Here is a 21137-nt window from a genome sequence, read left to right as displayed (position 1 = left end):
GGGGCTGCTTTTGGAGCTACTTTTTATAAAAATGCGGACAGATGCTGAATTATTTTTATATACACGAAAGTACAAAAATGAGATTTAGAACCTGTGGAAATCTTGAAATCGTATCAGTAAATTCAGATCTATCACGATTCATAAAATGTATGTGCATAGTAAAACGTTTTTATAACTTAAAATTTTCCCTATTTTTAACTAATTCTTTTTACTCACATAAAATACACGGGACATTTGCTCTATTGAATTTAAATTGTTTAGTTTTGTGCCTGCATGCCATATCGTTGCAGAAAAAAGCTTGAAGACTCACTTCTTAAAACAAAAAAAGGAATTGAGTGCATAATGAAGAATATTTATATACGGCAATATTCTATTAGATTTAGTTGTAAAATCCCAATAACGAATGCTTTCACAGCTGGTGAAATAATATCGATTAACGATCTTCTAATGAAATAGATGCTGATACATCGGATGACGAAGCAAAATTTGAGGTAGGAATTTAGTTCTTTACTCAAATTTAAAATTAAAAGTTGATGATGAGTAAGAAATCAATTTTTTAAAGGGTCTGCCTGATGAGTCCCTAAAATGAAGGATTTTGAAGAATTACTACTGTGAAGGACAAAAATAATTGAATAAAATTTGTAAATGTCCTTCATAGAGGCAATGAAGCCCAACAAGAAGCAATTATATGTGCTGAATGTCCGTCAGAAAACTTTTGAAGAACCAATTCAGAAAGAGGGAGCATAAGAAAAGTCCTTCATAAGACTTCTGAAGGATATAAAAAGATAGAAAAAATGGTCTGCCCGATAAGTCCCTAAAATGAAGGGGCTCGAAAAAGTCAGTTAACCCTGACCTTTTGGACAGCTCCTAGTTTCTTTAAATATTACAGTATTTCACGCAGGGGGGGACGATATATTGGATGATTTTAATTTGATTATATTCTTATGGAGAACTTCATTTGTTATTTCAATAATTACATTTATAATTGGTTTACTCCATCGTTCTTGGCTGTTTATGCTTATTAGTACTGTAACATTTTTACCAGTTGCATATTATTTTCTCGGTGCGTTAAACGCATGGCGGTTAGTTGGATATATACCAATTTTATTATTTTCACTTACAGTCCTGTTCTGGTTTCTTAAAAAAAGAAATAAAAGCGGAGAGAAAATAAAACGATAAGATCTTCCTCTTCAACAAAAGTATTTGAATAGATAAATGAAAAGATTGACCATAAAATTTGGCCAATCTTTTTTGCATAACCGTGTTATGAAAAAACAAGTGGAATATTGAAAAATCCAAGATTTAACATTCAATTGTCTTTCCTTTTCCCAAAGCCTACCGCAAGTCCTAGAAAAATATACGCATAGGACAGGATGATTAATTCCAAAAAGCCAAATTTATGAAAAATAAGTGAATCCGGAGCTTTTTCATCGATATAATCCCCCTTGCCAACCATATAAACCCCGACCAAGAGATAGATCACAATGGATATTGCCAAAAATAATTTACCGAATATAGTAAAACGAAATTTAGAAACAACTAACGCAATTATCATCCAATATCCTAATCCAAGTAAGACTAAAAAAATTGAAATATAATATGGCTCGTAAACAGCCAATTCACTAATTTTCATTGTTATCGTTCTCCTTGATTCCTTTATTATGGATTACATCCTTATATCACGTCTCCACGGCTCCAAATTCCTTGGGGATTTCCAATTTCAATTCTCTTTCCTTTTCCCAAACCCTACTGCAAGTCCTAAAAAAATGTACGCATAGGACAGGATGATTAATTCCAAAAAGCCAAATTTATGAAAAACAAGCGCATCAGGTGCCTCCTCATCGATATAATATCCTGTTCCTACCATATAAGCTCCGACCAATAAATAAATTACAATGGATATTATCAAAAAAATTTTACCGGAAATCTTAAATTGATATTTAGAAATAGCTAATCCTATTAAAAATAAATAACCTAAACCGAGTAAGATTAACAAGATGGTTATATATGTAGGTTCATAAACACTTGGCTCAATATTCATAATCATCTACACTCCTTCTTACAAACAAAAGTGCTACATCATCCTCTAAGTTTGGGGCATCGACAGAACCGATAGCTCCGAGCCCGCTTCTTGATCGTCTATGTCAATTTTCACTTCAAATCCATCTTGCCGAGAGATCACCTCTTCTCCCTTCTCCGCAGTCGGAACTGTTTCTAAATCTTCAATCACAGGGCAATTCGTCATATAATCAGGCGATGATAATTGTCTGAAGATTACTTTGTGCATTTACTGGAAAACTCGTATAAAAATAAGGACAAAAAAGTGCAATGAAACCAAACAAATATTTTTAATTTTCATATAATTACCTATATAACTAGTATTTTACAATTAAAATAAAATTTGACAAGCTTTTCTTTATTAAAAAACCCACTCCCAAAGAGGGTGGGATGCTATGGATGAAGGTTATTCTTGCACATGTATTGGACATGCACTGTTAGTATTTAACTGTAGATGAGTGAATTTCATTACATTTATTACCATCTTCAAAAAGTAAACAAAGATACCCTTATGCCACTCGTAACTGGTGTTTAATGGAATCTAGTGGCACTCCTCGTTGAGCTTCGTAATAAATAAACTCAATGAGATTGTGAATTTTTCTCGATCTCACACTCGCAAGACCGGTTGAAAAATCACTTGAATGTTCTGTCATGCAATAGATATACGTAAATTGTACGATGACCCAAAATCGTTTAATGCCTCGCTCATGTCGGGGCTGTCTAATAAGTCGATTTTCCGGCTTATAGACGTCCCTTTAATGTTTTAGAAATGTTGATATATCAATGTTTATGATGTTTCGTTTTCAATGGATTTTGACTTTCTGGACAGCCCCTAATGTTTCTTTCGTTTGCCGAAAGTAGATTTCGATCGACCAGCGTTTCGCATAGTATTCAAGAATAGCCTGAAGCTCAGTTTTTATGTCTGTACTCAAAAAACTACGCAAATGCTCGCTCGTTATCGGTTGATCGGTTTTACAACAAAACAATATTATCATAGGTGTTTATTACATAATAAAAATACAGAGGAGATGTCCGATAAGTCCCTAAATCAAAACCACCCGTGTGAACGGATGGTTTGTTCTACGGCTGAAAGCCTTTGTTACTGGCCAGCCCCTAAAAGAATATGAAAGGTTCGCCAACCGCACTTCTCTTCCGGCAGCCCTCAAATGGTTACTTTTTATCTCTTTCCCCGTGAACGGATCTATCTTATTTGATCTGTAACTATATCATCCTGTATTTGATTCCGTATATATTCTTCAATTACTTTCTTATTTCTTCCTACCGCATCCACATAAAAACCTCTGCACCAAAATTTTCTGTTGCCATACCGATATTTTAAATGTACATGTCTATCAAATATCATTAAACTACTTTTCTCTTTTAAATATCCCACAAACGAGGAAACACTCATTTTTGGCGGGATATTTACTAACATATGAATTTATGAAGAAAGATACGAAACTTTATTTACTTTCCATATAAGCTGCGTTTCTTTTTCTAAAAAAGTTACAGCCCACCCAAAATGATGTAAATGATCGGTAAATGTTACCTTATGATTTAGTGTCCATGTTAAATCACCTAAATATCTCCAATAAAAAGATTCGTGTGGTCTGTCTACTCTTACCAATCTTTCTTTTTTTAAAACCTTATTTCCTTTTCGACGTTTTATTTCTAAATATATATCTACATAAGAGACTTCGTGTTCACATATAATGCTACATATATATCTACGATTAGGGCTGCTTTTTTTCTTATAGATAAATGTATTTTTGTAATTTAATTCTTTTATCTTGTTGTATATTTCACGAAAAATTTGCTTATCCCATCCTCGCTCATCAGCAAGTTTTTCCATACCCTCTTGTAACACTTCTAATACCATTTTCTTTTTTTCCAAGTCATCCGTAAGAGAGAAGTATTGATTATAATCCATTTCAACATAAACAGTAATAAAATCGGGTACCATTTCCATTTCAATTTCTTTCTCGCTTAATTTAGATAGCTCCGGTACGCATTGGATGATAACCCCCTTTTCCCCATCTGTATGAATTTCGGGCAAAAGACAAGTATAAAGTGATGTAATACATCTTGTTTCATAATGAAAGATGGCGGACTTGCTTTGCCTATAATCGGTAAAGGGGCTTGTCTCACCAGTATCATAGTCAACTATTACAGTATGATCAAAATAGTTTATATCACTTGGAATAGAAAGTTGAATATCCCTTATAACAGTCATTTTTTCACTTCCTTTTATTAAATTTATGGACGATAGTGAAATGGAGGTGATAATTTGTTGTTAGGCTGGATTCTATTAATGTATTCCTTATGCCTTTTTTCCATCTCAGTGCATTATACCTACCACGTATGTTAGTTTTTACTATTCGTGAAGCATACCGATCTGTCCTGTATTGCCTATTCCACTTTCTAACTTGTCTTTCAGCGCGATATGATTTTCCCTTTTTAGAAATCCTTCCACTACTAATACCAACTTTAACTACTTTATTAGTAATTTCATATCCATGATGTATCGCAGAATTTCTTTTACGATTCGAATGATATTTTTTTGAAATTTTTTTATACTTCTTGTAGACCTTATAAATCTTATAAGCTCTATAAGCCCCCATTCCAGCTATAATAACAATATGAGCATAATGCCCATCCGGATCGACCAGCATCACCGGGTTGTTGTTTGCATACGTATAGCCGTTCTGCGTCAAGATATCGTCCGAATCTCCCAGATCAGGGTCCATGGACAAGAACACGCCATGAGTTGGATGGTAGTATCGGGCGATCAGGTAGTATAGACCCGTTTCTTGGTCATATTTGGTATCCCGCATAGCGATAGGGTTTTTTCTTCTGTTTCCCGAATTCTGAGATGGTTTCCCCAAACCTCGTAATTGAAAAGGCAGATTTCCCCTAGCTAAGAAACCTGCCTTTCTCTCTTATAAAATTTCTTACATAGTCTATAACTTCTTATCTTTTTGAGGTGGATTTAAAAACATATCATCATCAATGTCATATCCTTCTGGAGCCCAATAAGTTTCAGGATAACCATATTCATTAAACAACTTCCTCAAATACCTTATCGTTTCACTCCATGTCAGAAAAGTAACAAAACTATAAGGTGGATCTCCTTCATTATTCCATACTGCCCAAGTTCTATTTGGCAATTCAGTAACATACCATCCCCCGTCTTCTGGAATATGAAACATAAAGAATGTATTATCACTAGCCTCAGACCATGTACGATAGCCAAGCTCTTTAGCAAACTGTTCATATTTGCTAAAGAAAATCTTTTTAAAAAAATTCATTTTTCCCTCCACATATAAACATTTTACAAAATATATAAGCTATTTTTTCCTGTTCTTCACTTTCCATATTGTAATCCTCCAGGCTTCTCCACTTCTATAAAATTTACCTTTAAAATGAGGATGATTTTTAGTAAACTTGTTACTTTGTAAATGATAACCATGGTTATTATGCGGAGGATGGAGTTCTATAGTTCTATAGATCTATATTTCCTTTTACCTTTATTATTTTTAGTAGAATAAAGAACTCCCCAATATCCTTTACTCGAATCGTTTGCCCCCTTTATCCGTCCTATTTTGTAAATTTTAAAGCCTGTTTTCTTTATCTTTTGAAATATGTCTTTAAATAATTTAGCCCTGTGCCTATCCGGATCGACCAACATCACCAGGTCGTTGTTTGCATACGTATACCCGTTTTGCGTGAGGATGTCATCGTCATCCCTCGGTCGGGATCTAAAGATAGGAACACGCCACGCTCTGGGTGGTAGTATCGGGCGATCAGGTAGTATAGACCCGTTTCGTTGTCATATTGATATCCTGCATATCGTATGGGTTTTCCGCTGCCATATCCCCCGATTGGGAAAGAATCTTGCCCCATGTATCGTATTGATAGCGCGCGGCAATGTTTCCTTGGGCATCGGTTAAAGCGATGACATCGCCATGCGCGTTGTAGTGGTAGAAGTAGGTGGCACTACCTTTTTTCATCGCCAAGAGCTGGCCGTTTTCTCCGTATATATACGATCTTACCACATTTCCGCTTGCATCGGTTTCATACAGAACGTTGAGGCTGTCGCCTTGATAATGGTAGTTGGTCACAACCCCATTTACTTTCTTTTGAATGCGCCGGCCATCTTCATCGTATTTGTAGGTGACAAACGGCGTGCTTTCTCCTTTTCTTGTAACGGAAACCAATTGATCGGCTTCGTTCCATTCATATCGATACTGGCCGTCTTCCAATCGGTTGCAGTTGGCATCGTACCTCATCGTTTCGCTGCCAAACCGAATAAGCTGATTGGCCCGTTATAATCGGCATTTGTCGTCGTCGACTGTCCATCCTTTGTTTTCGCAACTTTCTTTCAACTAATTAAATCCGTCATAAGTATAGTTGTTGTTCATTGTAACTAAAGGCTGTTTAAACGAACCTATGTCTTCAAAGGTTAATCTAGCTAAAATTAGGCTAAACGATGTTTATAAATAATCCTCAAAAATTTAACTATAAAAAAAGGGGGTGATTCCCCCTTTTAAACGATAAATTTCCCTCTCATATTTAAGTTTTTAATTTCTTTCTAATAAAATTCTGTCAATACCATCTGAAGTTGAAGTAATGATTAACTCTTGTAGAGTACAACAAAAAATTTTTCGTGCTCTTCTAACAAAATAGCCATCCTCAATTCAAAATCAAATAATAAATTATTTTTTTATATTTATTATTTTTCCATCTAAAGAAATTTTTCTTGTCTCAATCAACAAAATTGAATCCCAAATTTCTATTATAATATTTACTTTAGAATGATATTGTTTACTCCATTCCTCCTCATTTGGTAAGCAAAAATGTAGTTCACCTAAAGGTTCGTTTTGATAATGGATGGAGGTTAACTCCAAAAAATCCACTTTTTCCCTATCATAAAAATTAAATCTAAATTCTTCACTATCCTTCACAAAGTAAAATGAAGAAACATCAATAAAAGCTATTTCATGAAATTTTACAACCTTATCATCCGTAATCTTAATCTTAAATTTTATAATGTCATTTAGTAAGTCTACTTGTGTATCTAAAATTTCAGCGCCCCATAGCTTATCAAGTATTTTCTGTATATCAGCGTTCCCCATATTACTCCTTCTTTCTGTTCTAATATTTTTTATTTAAAATACGGCTTATTTCTTTATAAGATTTCCTTGAAAGATTAATATGTGTGTGTAGCCTATCACTACTTTTGTTGCCATACCTATCGAATGAACCATATTTGGAATGACTTATTCGATAATATGCTTTCTTTCTATTACCAGAGCCAGCATTCATCACTCTAACCCGATAGGAGTGCTTTCCATCAGGAATAGATACTTTCCATCCATTGCCCTTAGCTCTTTCCAAAGTACCTCCATGTTTTTTTGCAACTTTTTTCGCTAGCCTATAAGTTCTTGAAAATTTACCTGCTTTATATGCTCTATATGCAATTTTGGCACCTTTAAACGCAGCACCACCAACAAGCCCTACGCCTACTGCAATCGCCGCCGCTTTCCAACCACCTTTTTTAAAGGCTTTATACCCATCATACGCCGCAAATCCCGCATTAATAGCCATCCACACAAAATGCCCATCCGGATCGACCAACATGACTGGGTTGTTGTTCGCGTACGTATATCCGTTTTGCGTGAGGATATCGTCCGCATCCCCCTGATCTGGATCTAGGGATAGGAACACGCCATGCGTTGGATGATAGTATCGGGCAATCAAATAGTGCAGTCCAGTCTCTTCGTCATATTGGTATCCGGCGTAGCGATATGGGTTTTCCGCTGCCATATCCCCCAATTGGGAAAGAATCTTGCCCCATGTATCGTATTGATAGCGCGCGGCAATGTTTCCTTGTGCATCCGTTAAAGCAATGACATCGCCATGCGCGTTGTAGTGGTAGAATGTAGGTGGCATTGCCCTTTTTCATCGCCAACAGCTGGCCGTTTTCTCCGTATACATACGATCTTACCACATTTCCGCTCGCATCCGTTTCGTACAGAACATTCAAGCTGTCGCCTTGGTAATGGTAGTTTGTAATTACGCTATTAATGTTCTTTTGAATTCGTTAACTATCTTCACTGTATAATAAAAAAGGTTATTCCTTAAATCATGGGATAACCTTAAAGAAGCTAATTACTATTTTCTCGTTTGCTTTTCATAGTAAGATTTTACAAGCATTTCCACTATATTATTACTACCAATCAGACCAATTGGATTTTTTATTTTTTCCCCTTCCTCTTTAGAAATAGGCTCTAATTCTGCTATTGGTGTATTCGCATCCCCTCGACTCACAAAATATTCCTTACCATTGTAAAACACAAAATCAGGTAACTCATATTCTTCAGGATTGAATTTTCCTTTAGACAATTTCCCAATAATTTTCCATTCTTTATTAACGATTCCATATATTCCACTGTTAATAGTATATAGAACAGAAAGTTTTTCAAATTGATTACTAAAGTTTTTTATATCTAATATTTCATTAGTGAAGATATCAAAATATTGTATATAAATGTCATCCTTTAGACCTTCTCCTTTTACTACTAAACCATAAGCATATTTTTCAATTTCTTTAAGCGGGATTGCAAATACAATGCCTGGTTCAATGTTAGGAACCTTTTTTCTCTTTTTCAACTTAAATTTTACATCGGAGATTTCCATTTCCTCCAATTGTTCAGCTATATTTGAATCAAGTTGTATAGCCTCCATAATCAATGCTTCTAATTCAGCCACCGTTGGTTTTCTTTCTAAATCTTCTTCATAAATTTTTTTGATTTCTAATAGCGTATCACTTAACAAATCGATTGCATCATCACTTAAAATAATTGTTTCCTTGTTCTTTATGCTTTCCCAGAATGACATACAATCACCAACCGTATCTTCTTATTACTTCTTTATAAATCCTTCTAGATTCGCTCATATATTTTCTATACTTTTTATTTCTTTTACTAATAGGTCTTATCTTGTTTCTAAGCTTACTTTTTCCACCGTGTTTCAAATATAGGCGGTGTTCTAATCCACGCGCTTGTCCCCAGGACAGATTGCTAGCAACTTCTTCAAAATCTAAATTAGAATGGTTTTTACTATGGACATATCTTCTCTTCTTAATATTTTTAGTTCTTCCGACATATTTTACTACATTTCCTTTCTTTAAGACATAAACAGAGTGTTTTGCCGCTTTGAGTCTTCCTCCACCAACAAAACCAATAGCTGCAGCAGCCGCGACACCTTTCCATCCTTTTCCTGACTTATATGCCTTATACCCGTCATAAACCGCAAACCCTGCATTGATGGCCAGCCATACCCAATGCCCATCCGGATCGACCAGCATCACCGGGTTGTTATTTGCGTACGTATAACCGTTTTGTGTGAGGATATCATCGTCATCCCCCGGGTCGGGATCTAAAGATAAGAACACGCCATGCTCTGGGTGATAGTATCGGGCAATCAAATAGTGCAGTCCGGTCTCTTCGTCATATTGGTATCCTGCGTAGCGATATGGGTTTTCCGCTGCCATATCCCCCGATTGGGAAAGAATCTTGCCCCATGTATCGTATTGATAGCGCGCGGCAATGTTTCCTTGCGCATCCGTCAAAGCAATGACATCGCCATGCGCGTTATAGTGGTAAAAGTAGGTGGCATTGCCCTTTTTCATCGCCAAGAGCTGGCCGTTTTCTCCGTATATATACGATCTTACCACATTTCCGCTTGCATCGGTTTCATACAGAACGTTGAGGCTGTCGCCTTGATAATGGTAGTTGGTCACAACCCCATTTACTTTCTTTTGAATGCGCCGGCCATCTTCATCGTATTTGTAGGTGACAAACGGCGTGCTTTCTCCTTTTCTTGTAACGGAAACCAATTGATCGGCTTCGTTCCATTCATATCGATACTGGCCGTCTTCTAATCGGTTGCCGTTGGCATCGTACGTGATCGTTTCACTGCCAAACCGAATAAGCTGATTGGCCTCGTTATAATCGGCATTTGTCGTCGTCGACTGCCCACCCTTTGTTTTCACGACTTTCGTCCGGTTGCCGAATCCATCATACGTATACTCGATCTTCGTTCCATCTGGAAGCTCTTCTTCCACTAATTGATCCAGCTCATCATAACGGTAATCGATTGCTTTTCCTGTTGGGAATTCCACTTTCGTCCGATTGCCGTTTTCATCATAACGGTACGTTTCGGACAGTATTTCTTTTCCGTCCGCTGTACCAACCGATACGTTTTCGACGAGGCCGCGATCATCATATATAAAGGTTGAACCGGCTCCGTTTCCTGTCGTGAAGGTGCGGATGTTTCCTTTCTCGTCGTAGTCAAAGCGGTACGTATACGTCCCGTCTGTCACAATTGTATTTTGGTCCAAGGCATTATATTGAAAATTCACTGTTTGGCTAAAGGAGCCGTGGGAAAACATAAACTGCTGCAATTTATCCGATGTCGTTGGATATTGCCATTTTTGCAGTCCACCGCGATCGGATTGTTCGATAACACGGTTCGCCGAATCAAATTTTCTTGTCTTCGTCGTGCCGTCTTTTAGATATTGGACGGAAAGTTCGTTTCCATTTTTATCGTAGCTGAATTCGTAATATGGGACGTTATTGTAGGAAATTGTTTTGACTCTTTCCGTTCCGTCATAAGACCATTGAATCGTGTTTCCCTTCGGAAGGACTGTTTTAGTTTTATTTCCATTTGCATCATATTCATTCGTCGTCGTATCTTTGAGCGGACCAACAGTTTTAATGAGTTTATCAGCTGCATCATACGAGTAGGTAAAGGTTTGCGACCGGCCGCCGCTTGTCCGAATGACTTTTGATGTCATATTTCCGTTCGCGTCATAATCATAATTGACGGAAGTGCCGTTCGCTAACAGCAGCTGTTTTAAGCGATTCGATAAATCATACGTGTATTCTTTCTTGTTTCCTTTCTCATCGAACTCGCTCAATATATTACCAACGGCATCATAATTCTTTTTCGTAACATATCCGGCTTCATCAGTTTCTTGAATAACATAATTTCCGCTAGAATCATACTTATTTTTCGTCACGACGTTTCCTTCCATCAAACGGATCGCGTCAAACCACACTGTTCCCGTGTAATTGCCTCGAAACACAACGGATACATCGATTTTATCGATGGGCTTCGAAGGATTGATGGAAACGGCGGCACGGTTCCATTCTTGGGTTCCGATCGGAAAGTCTGCAGTATACGTTTGAGTTGCCCCGTCTGTAAAATACGCTTTAGCCGTTATGGAATAGTCGCTCGGGCTCACCGTACCGTTTGCTTTGACATCCTGCGCTTTCGAAAGACCTGTGAGTGTCAAACGAAGCGGTGTATCATTTGATGTTTGGCCAACAATCACCGTCTGTTTATATTCGCCGGCCGATTGCGTAGTGCTTGTTCTTGAAAATTTTAAAGAGGATCCTCCGTCAAAGGATTGCGTAGAATCCACACTTCCTCCTGTTCCGTTCCAATTCGCAATGGTCCCTTCAAAACTGCTATTGATAACTGGGTTATAACTCGAAGAAACCTGTGCCTCTTCCAATTGGATGCTATCAAACCAGGCTTCTCCGGAAGCATCTGGAGACTTATGATCGACCTCTAAATACACGCGAATTTTGACGGTACTCGGTGGAGTAGTAAACGTCACTTGCCGTTCTGTCCATGGTCTCGTACCGGTTAGTTGGCTGTAGCGATTGTCAGCCCAAGAAATCCGGCGATTTTGACTGTCTAAAAATTCGATATTAAAGAACGCATTGGCCTTCGTCAAATTCGTTTTGATCTTCCCGCTTAACGTATACGTCGTGTTCGGTTTCACGGCAATTTCTTGGGTAGCCGCCACATAGCCAAGTTCCGTTCCAGGCGAACTTGAGGCAGTGACGATTTTTAAAGTTTTTCTTCCAAGCGACCGATGATGACGATTCGTGTCTTCAAACAATTGTCCGGAATCGTTAGAACGAAGAAGATTCCAAGCTGTGATTCCCTGTTCGAAGCCGCTATTTGAGAGTAAGTTCGCTGCACTGCCTAATGTATTGCTTTCTTCAATAATATTCCCATAGGTATCGTATTTTGCTATAGAAGATGTTTTTCCGGATTGATCAGTTTCGGATACAGGATTTAAGCCATCGTAGGCAATCGTAGTGGTATCGCCTTCCGTATCTGTCTCGGAGATGACATCATTATTTTTGTTATACTTGTATGTTTCTGTACCGTACTGATCTTTCACCGTTAACACATTCCCGTTTGCATCATACGTATATGTTTCAGTAGGTTTCACAGCATTTTGATCATTCGGATCCCGTGATTCTACTAGATTATTTCCCTCATACACGTAGCTTGTCGTAATGTTTAACCCGCCTGCATCTTCGATTATTTGAATGGGGTTCGCTGCTTCATTAAAGGTATACTGAATTTTGCGGCCATTCGGCTGGATCACGACGAGCTGCCGTTTCGTTTGATCATAATTCAACTTATAAATGCGGTTCTCGGGATCTATTACTTGACTGATCCTGTCTCCATTGTAAATGAATTGATTGACAACAGCTTTAGCTTCTGTATGCGTCGGTTCATATACTTTCTCTAGACGGCCATGTTCATTATATTCGTATCTCGTGGTTTCTTTGCCCGCCTTGGTGACTTTTGTTAACAAACCATTCTGATACTCAAACGTGATCGAACGGTTTAGTGGATCGGTAATCTTTTGAATTTTGCCGCTTGCGTTATACTCCATAGTCAGTTTTCTTCCTGATGCATCAATAATGGACACAAGCTTTCCATTCGCATAACTATAAGTCGTTGTATTTCCATGACCGTTGACCATTTTGGTTAACTTTCCGTCGCTTTTTCGGAAGTGAATTTTCGTTTGATCTTTGTCGGTCAATATATATTCATCGGCTGTTTCGCTTAATTCCAAATAAACACCTGTCGGAGCTTTATACGTACCATCGGATAGCTTCGTGAATATATGGAGCGTACCATCTTCATCTGTAAATCTCGCTTCTTTACCCTGAGCAATGATGCTTATTTCCGCATCACTCTGCCATCCTTTTCCAAATAATCCATCCGAAGTAGATAGACTATTGTAAGTTCTTGTCATTCCTAGCCCCGGTCCTCTTCCAGAAATCGATACATCATCTTCGTCGACGATGAGGTTACCGGTAGCGGCATTCACGCTTGCATAAGGAACATCAATGATGGACCAGTATTCCTCCTTTCCTAAATACTCATTCCCCTCCGGAATTTTTACCGTCAATGCCTGATTGGAATATATTGTTTCCCCATCTGCATCGTATGCACTGAGTCTAAACCAGTAATTGGTGCTTGTCGCGTAATTTGTCCCCATTTTTGCATATAATGGGGAAGGATCCTTCGGAAGCTCCAATCCCTTTCCATCATGATGCAGCGTTAAAGATCCGGAAGCCCCTTTTTGGATTTCCTCTGAAGTAGGCCAGATTCCTTTATTTTGGGTCGTCCAATGGTCCACATCTCCTACATCAAATGCTTCATAGTACTGGCCGTTAAATATCCACACTTTGTAACCTGTTGCACCGGGAATTTTTTCCAATCCAGCATAACATAACCGGATTTGCTTCCTAATTGGTTGGCGTAAGCAAATCCAGAAGGAGCTGACGGCACAGGTAAATCCGAAATGCTCGGCTTATACGCATCCGAGTAGACGGTTTCCCCTTGAGCGTTATAGGCACTGACACGAATCCAGTAGTTGGTCGCCGTTGCATATTTTGTTCCTGCATTTTCATAGACTGGGGAAGGATCAACGGCCAATTCTGCGCCAAGACCATCATGTAAATGGAGTTTATAGCGGCCAGTATTTATTTCTGCAGCAGTTGGCCAATATTTTTTGTTTTTCGTTGTCCAAGAAGTGACGTTCCCGACATCAAGCGATTCATAGTTTGAACCGTTAAAAAGCCAAATTTTATACCCCGTCGCTCCGCTCACCGGTTTCCATTTGAAATCGATATATCCTGTTCCGTTGCCATTGGTATAACTAACCCCCGTTGGTGCAGATGGTTTCTTCAAATTAGGAATGGTTGGCATAAAGGCTCCAGACATGGCGCTTTCGCCTTGGGGAAAAATCGCGCTTACTCGGAACCAGTAGTTCTTGTTATTCGGATAACTTCCTCCTGAATTTCGATAGACTGGGGAAGGATCGACAGCCAGCTCCGTTCCTTTCTGATCTTGGTGCAGGTCGTATTTTCCGGCGTTAATTTCAGAAGAAGTCGGCCAAATTTTCTTTCCATTAGTGCTCCAAGAGGTAACATTGCCTACCTCAAAGGCTTCGTATGATTTACCGTTATATATCCATACTTTATAGCCCTTTGCCCCAGGAACCGGATCCCATGATACATTCACATATCCTGTGCCGTCTCCATTGCTAAAAACTGTTCCTTTAGGAGTTTGGGGAGCAGGGATCGTATACGTCACCGACAAATACGGTTTATAATTACTATTCGTAGAAGAAACGACTTTTTTCCAATAGGTTTTTCCATTTCCATTCGTATGAAGTTTGAAACCATACTGTTGCTTCTTGCCAGAAGCCCATTCTTTAACTGTATTCGTTACATTAAATTCCGCCCATTGATCTCTGGCCACATCAACTTTCCCAATATTAGTTGAAGAGGGCTTATTATTCCAATTCAATGCACTAGCTGACCATGAACCATTCACAGCATCTAACCATAACCCCGTTTTGGTGGTAGAGGAGTATGAATGGGTTACATAAACATTAAAAGTGGCATTCGTAATATTCATATTCTGTATACTTGATAGATTGTGATTTAAGAAAGCATAGCAAGTGCCGGTTGTGTTATCATAATAACCAACTTTTAAAACATACTGTCCTTGTACTGAATCCCATTTACTGGATGAAGAACTGTAATTAGTCGTTGGATATGCACTCATCACAAATGTATCCGTTGACACATTTATTGAAGTGCTTGGATCAATATAAACTGGATATACGCGTTTAGGATCTTTCAACCATTCAGGATCAGCTTTGATCGTTAAAACATATCCTTGCGCTTCTTTTTGCAATTCGTATGTTACATCTTCTGAACGCTCTACTTCACCAGAGTATTCATCGACATTGGAATCTACCATAAACGGCTTCGGCAGTTCAAAAACCTTTTCTTTTTCTTGATTCATAAACAGTATTGAACCATCATTTTGGACTTCAGCCTTTAAATCCGTTTTCAAATAAAATTTAAATATATGATAACCGGTAAATGAGTGAAGAACTAAATCTTCTTTTGTCGCTTGATTGAATGTAATATTCTGTAAATCTATAAAAGGAAAAATATTTTTGTGAAAAATTTTATTATCTTTTTTCTTATAAATAGCAGAAACATCCTTCGCCTTTATTGGCTGTACACCATTGCCGGCTGCTTCTAAAATGGAAAAGGAAATTGAATGTCCATTATAATGGAAAGTGGCATATTCTCCTTTGACCATTTTTTTATGAAAGTTTGTCTCGATAATAGTATTCTCTGTTTTGACAGAATTCGACTGATCGGTGCTTTCTGTTAGATTAGGAGAAATTTCCTCAAATGGCTTCCCCTTCTTTTTCCTTATATGGATCGGCTCAAAATAAATCTTTTTGGTAAATGTGCCATCACCATTGTAAAAAACTTTTGTATTCTCTGTCCGTTCCTCAATGATTTCCCCTCGTTTAAGGTTAATTTTAGGGGTCGGGACTTTTGACGGTAAATGACTTTCAGTAGAGTTGTTGTCTTTAGAATGAATGGTTTCTGCGAAAACGTCTAAAGGAACGGATGAGAAAAATAACAGATTTACAATTGCCCATATCAACCATTTTTTTAAACGACTAATTTTCATATAATTCCTCCTTTTCAATAATTTGTTAAATTGATTATACTTTATAAAAACTAGATTTAGGTACATTTTTTGACATACAAAATTCTGTATTTTTCGACAATTTTCGCTTCTTTTGTACGAAAAAACCCCCCTTCAATGAATAAATTAATCCATTCAATTGAAGGGGGGATGCTTTTGACCTATTTAATAGAATACGGGTATGAGCGGTGGTCGTTTAGAATCACTCGCCCGTATATTTTCCAATTGATTTTAATAGGCCCCTAAAGTGTGAGCAGAGGCATATGATTATTTGAAATGAATTAAGAAATATTTCTTTTTGCCCCGGCGGATCACAGCAAATTGACCTTCGATGGTGTCTTTTTCAGACACAATATAATCAAGCTCCTGCACCCGTTCGCCGTTAATGTAAATCGCACCGTTTCCGATGTCTTCTCTTGCCTGCCGTTTCGATGGAGAAATTTTCGCCTGAACCAATAAATCGACTAATCCGATTTCATTTTCGGTCGTTTCATACGAAGGCACATCTTTAAAGCCTTGTTTTATTTCTTCTGCTGTTAAAGCTTTTATATTGCCGCTGAACAGCGCTTCGGAAATTTTGACAGCCTGTTTGAGTGCTTCTTCGCCATGGACAAGTTTTGTCACTTCTTCCGCTAACGCTTTTTGCGCAGACCGTTTTTCAGGAGCATTTTTCACTTCTTCTGCCAATTGTTCAATTTCTTCTTTTGATAAGAAAGTAAAATATTTTAAATATTTGATGACATCCCGGTCATCGGTATTGATCCAAAATTGATAAAATTCGTAAGGCGATGTTTTTTCTTTATCGAGCCAGATGGCTCCTCCTTCCGTTTTGCCGAATTTTGTGCCGTCGGCTTTCGTGACGAGCTGGAGTGTAAGACCGTATGCTTTCGCATTTTCTTCCGTTTTTCGAATTAGTTCAAGTCCTGACGTAATATTTCCCCATTGGTCGCTTCCGCCGATTTGCAAGCGGCAATCATAGGTTTGGTACAGCTTTAAAAAATCGTACGATTGCAAAATCATGTAGCTGAATTCTGTAAAGGAAATGCCCGTTTCAATTCTTGACTGCACGGTTTCTTTCGCCAGCATGTAGTTTATGCCAAAGCTTTTGCCGATATCTCGCAAAAATGTGATGACATCCAATGGCCCGATCCAATCGTAGTTGTTGGCCAAAATGGCCGGATTCCCTTCTTTTTCAAAATCCAAAAAGCGGGAAAGCTGTTCCTTAATGCGTTCTGACCACTGCTTCACCGTTTCTTTTTCATTTAATGTTCTTTCCTGTTTTTTTCCGCTTGGATCGCCGATCAAGCCTGTTGCGCCGCCAACAAGAGCAATCGGTTGATGACCAGCCTCTTGAAATCTTTTTAACGTTAAAATCGGCAGCAAATGCCCGATATGAAGGCTGTCTGCCGTCGGGTCAAAACCGCAGTACAGCTTCACCTGTTCCTCTGACAACAATTTATCTAATCCTTCTTCATCCGTTACTTGATTAATGAGTCCGCGATATTTTAAATCTTCTAGCAAAGCATTCATCAAACCCACTCCTTTTCAAATTTTATCCAAATAAAAAACGCCCCTTCATGAAGGGACGTATAATTACGCGGTACCACCCTGCTTAAGAACATTTGCATGTTCTTCACTCATTCTGATAACGGCTAAAACCGTCCTTTGCTACTTCACTTTCACAAAGAATGCTCATGGAGGTAATTCACAAAGCATTTATGTGCTGATTCGCACCGGCCATCAGCTCTCTGAAACAGGGAAATGCCTGCTACTTTCTCCAATCAACGCTCAAGTATTTTTTTCATTAATAAACATTTTTAGCATAATTGACATCCTTTGTCAACTAAGATTAGAACAGAGGGCGTCAACCGGAGAAAAAAATATGCTATAATAAACTAGATTTTGTAGAGGGATGATGAAAAATGGAGAAATGGTACGAATTTTTTAGGAAGGTAAGCTCCTTTTATCATAAGCACCAGCAAAAAATGGTCATTGCCTATAACGTAACATGGAACTTATTTCTTTTACTATTGGTTATCGGTTTAATAGGCTTCTCCTTTATCGGAGGATTAGGAGCTGGTTATTTTGCATCGCTTGTAAAAGATGAGCCGATCCGTTCCGAAAAAGAATTGGAAAAAGACATTTACGATTATTCTGAAACAACGAAAGTGTACTTTGCAGACAATGTCTATTTAGGGAAAATTCGCACAGATCTTGAACGTGAAAAAATCAAAATTGATCAAATTTCCGAGCATTTAAAACATGCAATTGTTGCAGTGGAGGACGAATATTTTTACGAGCATAAAGGGATTGTCCCAAAGGCGATCATGCGGGCGATTTTCCAGGAGTTCTCAAACTCTCCTGTCAGAACCGGCGGAAGCACCCTCACACAGCAATTAATTAAAAACCAAATATTGACCAACGAAGTGTCATTTGAAAGAAAAGCAAAAGAAATCCTGCTAGCATTGAGATTAGAAAAATATTTTACGAAAGATCAAATATTAGAAGCCTATTTAAATGTATCATCATTTGGACGAAACAGCTCCGGAAGAAACATTGCAGGCGTGCAGGCTGCAGCGCAGGGGATTTTTGGCATAGATGCGAAAGACTTATCGATACCGCAGGCAGCTTTTATCGCTGGTCTCCCTCAAAATCCTTTTGCTTATACACCGTTCACAAAGGACGGAGAAGTAAAAGAAGATTTACAGCCTGGTATAAACCGAATGAAAACCGTCCTAAGAAAAATGTTTGCAGAAGGATATATTACAAAAAAAGAATATGAAGAAGCACTTAAGTTTGATTTAAAGGCTCATTTAGCCAAAAAGAAAAAACCTGATATTGAGCAATATCCTTGGATTATATACGAAGTTGAAAAAAGAGTGAAGGATATACTGGCTGAGCAGCTAGCGAAAAAAGACGGTCACAAGCTGGAGGATCTCCGAAAAAATAATAAAGAGCTGTTTAATCGATACATGGCGCTGGCCGATCAAGACATGAGACAAAACGGCTACAACATTCATACGACCATTAACAAGAAAATTTATGACAAAATGCAAGAGGTTGTCAAAAACTACGAGTATTACGGAAGTCCAAAGCTTGAAAAGAAAAAAGATCCTGAAACAGGCAAGACCGTAACCATCGAGGAACCAGTTGAAGTCGGCGCTGTTTTAATCGAAAACAAAACTGGAAAAATTATCTCCTTTGTTGGCGGCCGTGATCATAACAGGGAGCAGACAAACCATGCTACAAGAGCATTAAGACCAAACGGTTCAACAATGAAACCGCTCGCTGTCTATGCACCCGCGATGGAAATGGGCATCGTCCAGCCGGGAACTGTTGTGGCAGATCTTCCATTTTCAATCGGGAAATATCAGCCGAAAAACTACGGAGGCGGCTATCACGGATTAACAAGTATTCGAACAGCATTGAAACATTCATATAACATTCCGGCGGTAAAAACCTATGCAAAAATTATTTCGCAAAATCCGGTATCCTATTTAGAAAAAATGGGATTTAGTTCACTTGCTCAAGAAGATTACAGTTCATTCTCCCTCGCTCTTGGGGCAATGACTTACGGAGTAACCGTGGAGGAAAACGTAAACGCCTTCGCAACATTTGCCAATAACGGTGAATTTGTCGACGCCTACATGATTGAAAAAATTGAAACACAAGACGGAAAAGTTATATATCAACATAACAGCAAGAAAGAGAAGGTCTTTTCCCCTCAAACAGCCTATTTAATGATTGATATGATGCGGGATGTCATTCAAAGCGGAACGGCTTCCTCTTTAAAAAGGTATCTATCATTTCAATCTGATTGGGCTGGAAAAACAGGAACTGGGCAAGATTATCGGGATGCATGGTTTGTTGCTGTAAATCCTAATGTATCCTTCGGCACATGGATCGGTTATGACACGCCGAAAAGGCTGGAAACGACCTACAAAGGTTTGACCTACAGCAATAGAAATATATTGCTTTGGGCAAAATTAATGAACGCCGCATACAGCGTCAAACCTGACTTAATAGATCCTAACACTTCCTTTAAAATGCCTAAAGGAATTGTTTCAAGATCGTATTGCGCCCTCTCTGGGGATCTGCCTTCTGAATTATGTAAGAAAGCTGGACTCGTTCAAACTGACTTGTATAACGCTAAATTTCTCCCGAATAAAGTGGATAAAAGCTTGGCGTACGGCAAATTTGTTTTAGTAGACAACGTAGCCTATCAAGTGCCGGCAAATGCACCGGCTGAATTCGTCCAGGAAGGGCCTCTGCTGAAAAAAGAAGTATTGAATAATCTTGGGATTTCAGACGTGTCCCAATTGACTAAACTTCTTCCTAGCGGAGTTAATTTAGAGGCTTTGACGTTGACCGGCAATAGGGTTCTTCAGGATAATGGCAAAGCTCCTTCTAAAGTGCCTGCTGTAAAGCTTAGCGGAACAACATTATCCTGGAGCAAAAGCGGTGAATATGATGTTATCGGGTACAGAGTTTATGCAGCTCCATCTAATTCAAATAGTTTCAAAAAAATTGCCAGCATACCTGCAAAAAATAACTTAAGCATCTCAGTCGGAAAATCTCCTGCCTCCTATTACGTCGTTGCAGTTGATGTGGCAGGAAAAGCGTCTCCTCCTTCAGCCATTGTAAAAACGGCGCAATCTGGAAAAACAGAGCCGCAGCAAAAACCGAAGCAGACGGCAAATGCAAGACAATAGGCGAATGGAAAAGATGCATTAAACGATCAATAAAGTAGACGAAACAGAAAAAACAGCCCAGCAAAACATGCTTTCACCCAATAAATATTTTAAAAAGGACCGCACGTGGTCCTTTTTATCTTTTACTGGCTAGTGTGACGGCAGCTTTTTTAAGAAAACATAGCTTACTTTATTGTATCGCATTTTTTCTTCATAGAAGCGGTGTGCGTCAACGCGCTGCAAGCCGGAAGATAAAGAAACAATATTATAGCCATTTTCTACAGCATATTGATGAACATACGTTAAAAGCTTTTCACCGTATCCTTTTGATCGTTCTTCAGGCAATGTCACTAAATCACAAACCCAAATGAAACGCCCGTAGTATTGTAAATTAGCACACTATTTTAGAACCACTTTTTTCAAATTATTTTGGACTAAAATCGGAAATACCTCGCAAAATGTTTGCGAATTCTCTCCGAT

The 21137-nt window shown here is 38.4% G+C and carries 12 protein-coding genes, 4 pseudogenes and 1 other annotated feature; of the genes and pseudogenes, 1 reads left to right on the top strand and 15 read right to left on the bottom strand.

What is annotated here, in order from left to right; translation table 11 throughout:
• Nucleotides 1-1309 precede the first annotated feature (1309 nt).
• The 14 genes and pseudogenes from FB379_RS09710 to tyrS form a co-directional block, all read right to left on the bottom strand.
• Nucleotides 1310-1633, bottom strand: coding sequence for a hypothetical protein (locus tag FB379_RS09710; RefSeq protein WP_144597833.1), 324 nt, complete (start codon nt 1631-1633; stop codon nt 1310-1312).
• Nucleotides 1634-1720: 87 nt separating this feature from the next.
• Nucleotides 1721-2041 carry a hypothetical protein gene (locus tag FB379_RS09705; protein WP_158640181.1) on the bottom strand — a complete coding sequence of 107 codons (321 nt, stop codon included), beginning with the start codon at nt 2039-2041 and terminating at the stop codon, nt 1721-1723.
• A gap of 45 nt (nt 2042-2086) precedes the next feature.
• Nucleotides 2087-2287: a hypothetical protein gene (locus FB379_RS09700; RefSeq protein ID WP_144597831.1), complete on the bottom strand. Its 201-nt coding sequence runs from the start codon at nt 2285-2287 to the stop codon at nt 2087-2089.
• Nucleotides 2288-3233: 946 nt separating this feature from the next.
• Nucleotides 3234-3499: pseudogene (gene tnpA, locus FB379_RS09695) on the bottom strand (IS200/IS605 family transposase); the annotation flags it as partial.
• A complete protein-coding gene (locus tag FB379_RS09690; protein ID WP_144597830.1) occupies nt 3500-4291 on the bottom strand; it encodes a hypothetical protein in 792 nt (263 codons plus the stop codon). It lies immediately after the preceding pseudogene.
• Nucleotides 4292-4295: 4 nt separating this feature from the next.
• Nucleotides 4296-4892 carry an RHS repeat-associated core domain-containing protein gene (locus tag FB379_RS09685; RefSeq protein WP_144597853.1) on the bottom strand — a complete coding sequence of 199 codons (597 nt, stop codon included), beginning with the start codon at nt 4890-4892 and terminating at the stop codon, nt 4296-4298.
• 126 nt (nt 4893-5018) lie between these two features.
• Entirely contained in the window at nt 5019-5366 is a 348-nt protein-coding gene (locus FB379_RS09680; protein WP_144597829.1) for a hypothetical protein, read from the bottom strand.
• A 39-nt stretch (nt 5367-5405) separates the two neighbouring features.
• Nucleotides 5406-6439: pseudogene (locus tag FB379_RS09675) on the bottom strand (RHS repeat domain-containing protein); the annotation flags it as partial.
• Between the two features lie 334 nt (nt 6440-6773).
• Nucleotides 6774-7193: a YxiG family protein gene (locus tag FB379_RS09670; RefSeq protein WP_130158295.1), complete on the bottom strand. Its 420-nt coding sequence runs from the start codon at nt 7191-7193 to the stop codon at nt 6774-6776.
• A 19-nt stretch (nt 7194-7212) separates the two neighbouring features.
• Nucleotides 7213-8161: pseudogene (locus FB379_RS19100) on the bottom strand (RHS repeat domain-containing protein); the annotation flags it as partial.
• A gap of 71 nt (nt 8162-8232) precedes the next feature.
• On the bottom strand, nt 8233-8958 hold the full coding sequence (locus FB379_RS09660; protein ID WP_144597828.1) for an immunity 26/phosphotriesterase HocA family protein: 726 nt from the start codon (nt 8956-8958) through the stop codon (nt 8233-8235).
• A 4-nt stretch (nt 8959-8962) separates the two neighbouring features.
• On the bottom strand, nt 8963-13627 hold the full coding sequence (locus tag FB379_RS09655; RefSeq protein ID WP_338420494.1) for an RHS repeat-associated core domain-containing protein: 4665 nt from the start codon (nt 13625-13627) through the stop codon (nt 8963-8965).
• Entirely contained in the window at nt 13585-15948 is a 2364-nt protein-coding gene (locus FB379_RS19380; RefSeq protein WP_338420493.1) for a DNRLRE domain-containing protein, read from the bottom strand. Before FB379_RS19380 ends, FB379_RS09655 begins: the two co-directional genes overlap by 43 nt.
• A gap of 285 nt (nt 15949-16233) precedes the next feature.
• Nucleotides 16234-17496: a tyrosine--tRNA ligase gene (tyrS, locus tag FB379_RS09650; protein WP_066248876.1), complete on the bottom strand. Its 1263-nt coding sequence runs from the start codon at nt 17494-17496 to the stop codon at nt 16234-16236.
• 48 nt (nt 17497-17544) lie between these two features.
• Nucleotides 17545-17760, bottom strand: a binding site (T-box leader).
• Between the two features lie 128 nt (nt 17761-17888).
• Between tyrS and FB379_RS09645 the strand changes: the two genes are divergently transcribed.
• Entirely contained in the window at nt 17889-20678 is a 2790-nt protein-coding gene (locus FB379_RS09645) for a transglycosylase domain-containing protein (protein ID WP_144597827.1), read from the top strand.
• 129 nt (nt 20679-20807) lie between these two features.
• Here the strand turns inward: FB379_RS09645 and FB379_RS09640 are convergent.
• Nucleotides 20808-21041, bottom strand: a pseudogene (locus FB379_RS09640) (GNAT family N-acetyltransferase); the annotation flags it as partial.
• Nucleotides 21042-21137: the final 96 nt, after the last annotated feature.

The organism is Aeribacillus composti, from assembly GCF_007827555.1.
Taxonomy (GTDB): domain Bacteria; phylum Bacillota; class Bacilli; order Bacillales; family Aeribacillaceae; genus Aeribacillus; species Aeribacillus composti.
The sequence above is the reverse complement of the archived record's forward strand: the minus strand, read 5'-3'. Positions and strand labels throughout refer to the sequence as shown.

Excerpts from the sequence above, each read along its gene's own strand:
- FB379_RS09710 (WP_144597833.1), bottom strand. The coding sequence starts at position 1,633 with ATGAAAATTAGTGAATTGGCTGTTTACGAGCCATATTATATTTCAATT.
- FB379_RS09705 (WP_158640181.1), bottom strand. The coding sequence starts at position 2,041 with ATGAATATTGAGCCAAGTGTTTATGAACCTACATATATAACCATCTTG.
- FB379_RS09700 (WP_144597831.1), bottom strand. The coding sequence starts at position 2,287 with ATGCACAAAGTAATCTTCAGACAATTATCATCGCCTGATTATATGACG.
- FB379_RS09690 (WP_144597830.1), bottom strand. The coding sequence starts at position 4,291 with ATGACTGTTATAAGGGATATTCAACTTTCTATTCCAAGTGATATAAAC.
- FB379_RS09685 (WP_144597853.1), bottom strand. The coding sequence starts at position 4,892 with ATGCGGGATACCAAATATGACCAAGAAACGGGTCTATACTACCTGATC.
- FB379_RS09680 (WP_144597829.1), bottom strand. The coding sequence starts at position 5,366 with ATGAATTTTTTTAAAAAGATTTTCTTTAGCAAATATGAACAGTTTGCT.
- FB379_RS09670 (WP_130158295.1), bottom strand. The coding sequence starts at position 7,193 with ATGGGGAACGCTGATATACAGAAAATACTTGATAAGCTATGGGGCGCT.
- FB379_RS09660 (WP_144597828.1), bottom strand. The coding sequence starts at position 8,958 with ATGTCATTCTGGGAAAGCATAAAGAACAAGGAAACAATTATTTTAAGT.
- FB379_RS19380 (WP_338420493.1), bottom strand. The coding sequence starts at position 15,948 with ATGAAAATTAGTCGTTTAAAAAAATGGTTGATATGGGCAATTGTAAAT.
- tyrS (WP_066248876.1), bottom strand. The coding sequence starts at position 17,496 with ATGAATGCTTTGCTAGAAGATTTAAAATATCGCGGACTCATTAATCAA.
- FB379_RS09645 (WP_144597827.1), top strand. The coding sequence starts at position 17,889 with ATGGAGAAATGGTACGAATTTTTTAGGAAGGTAAGCTCCTTTTATCAT.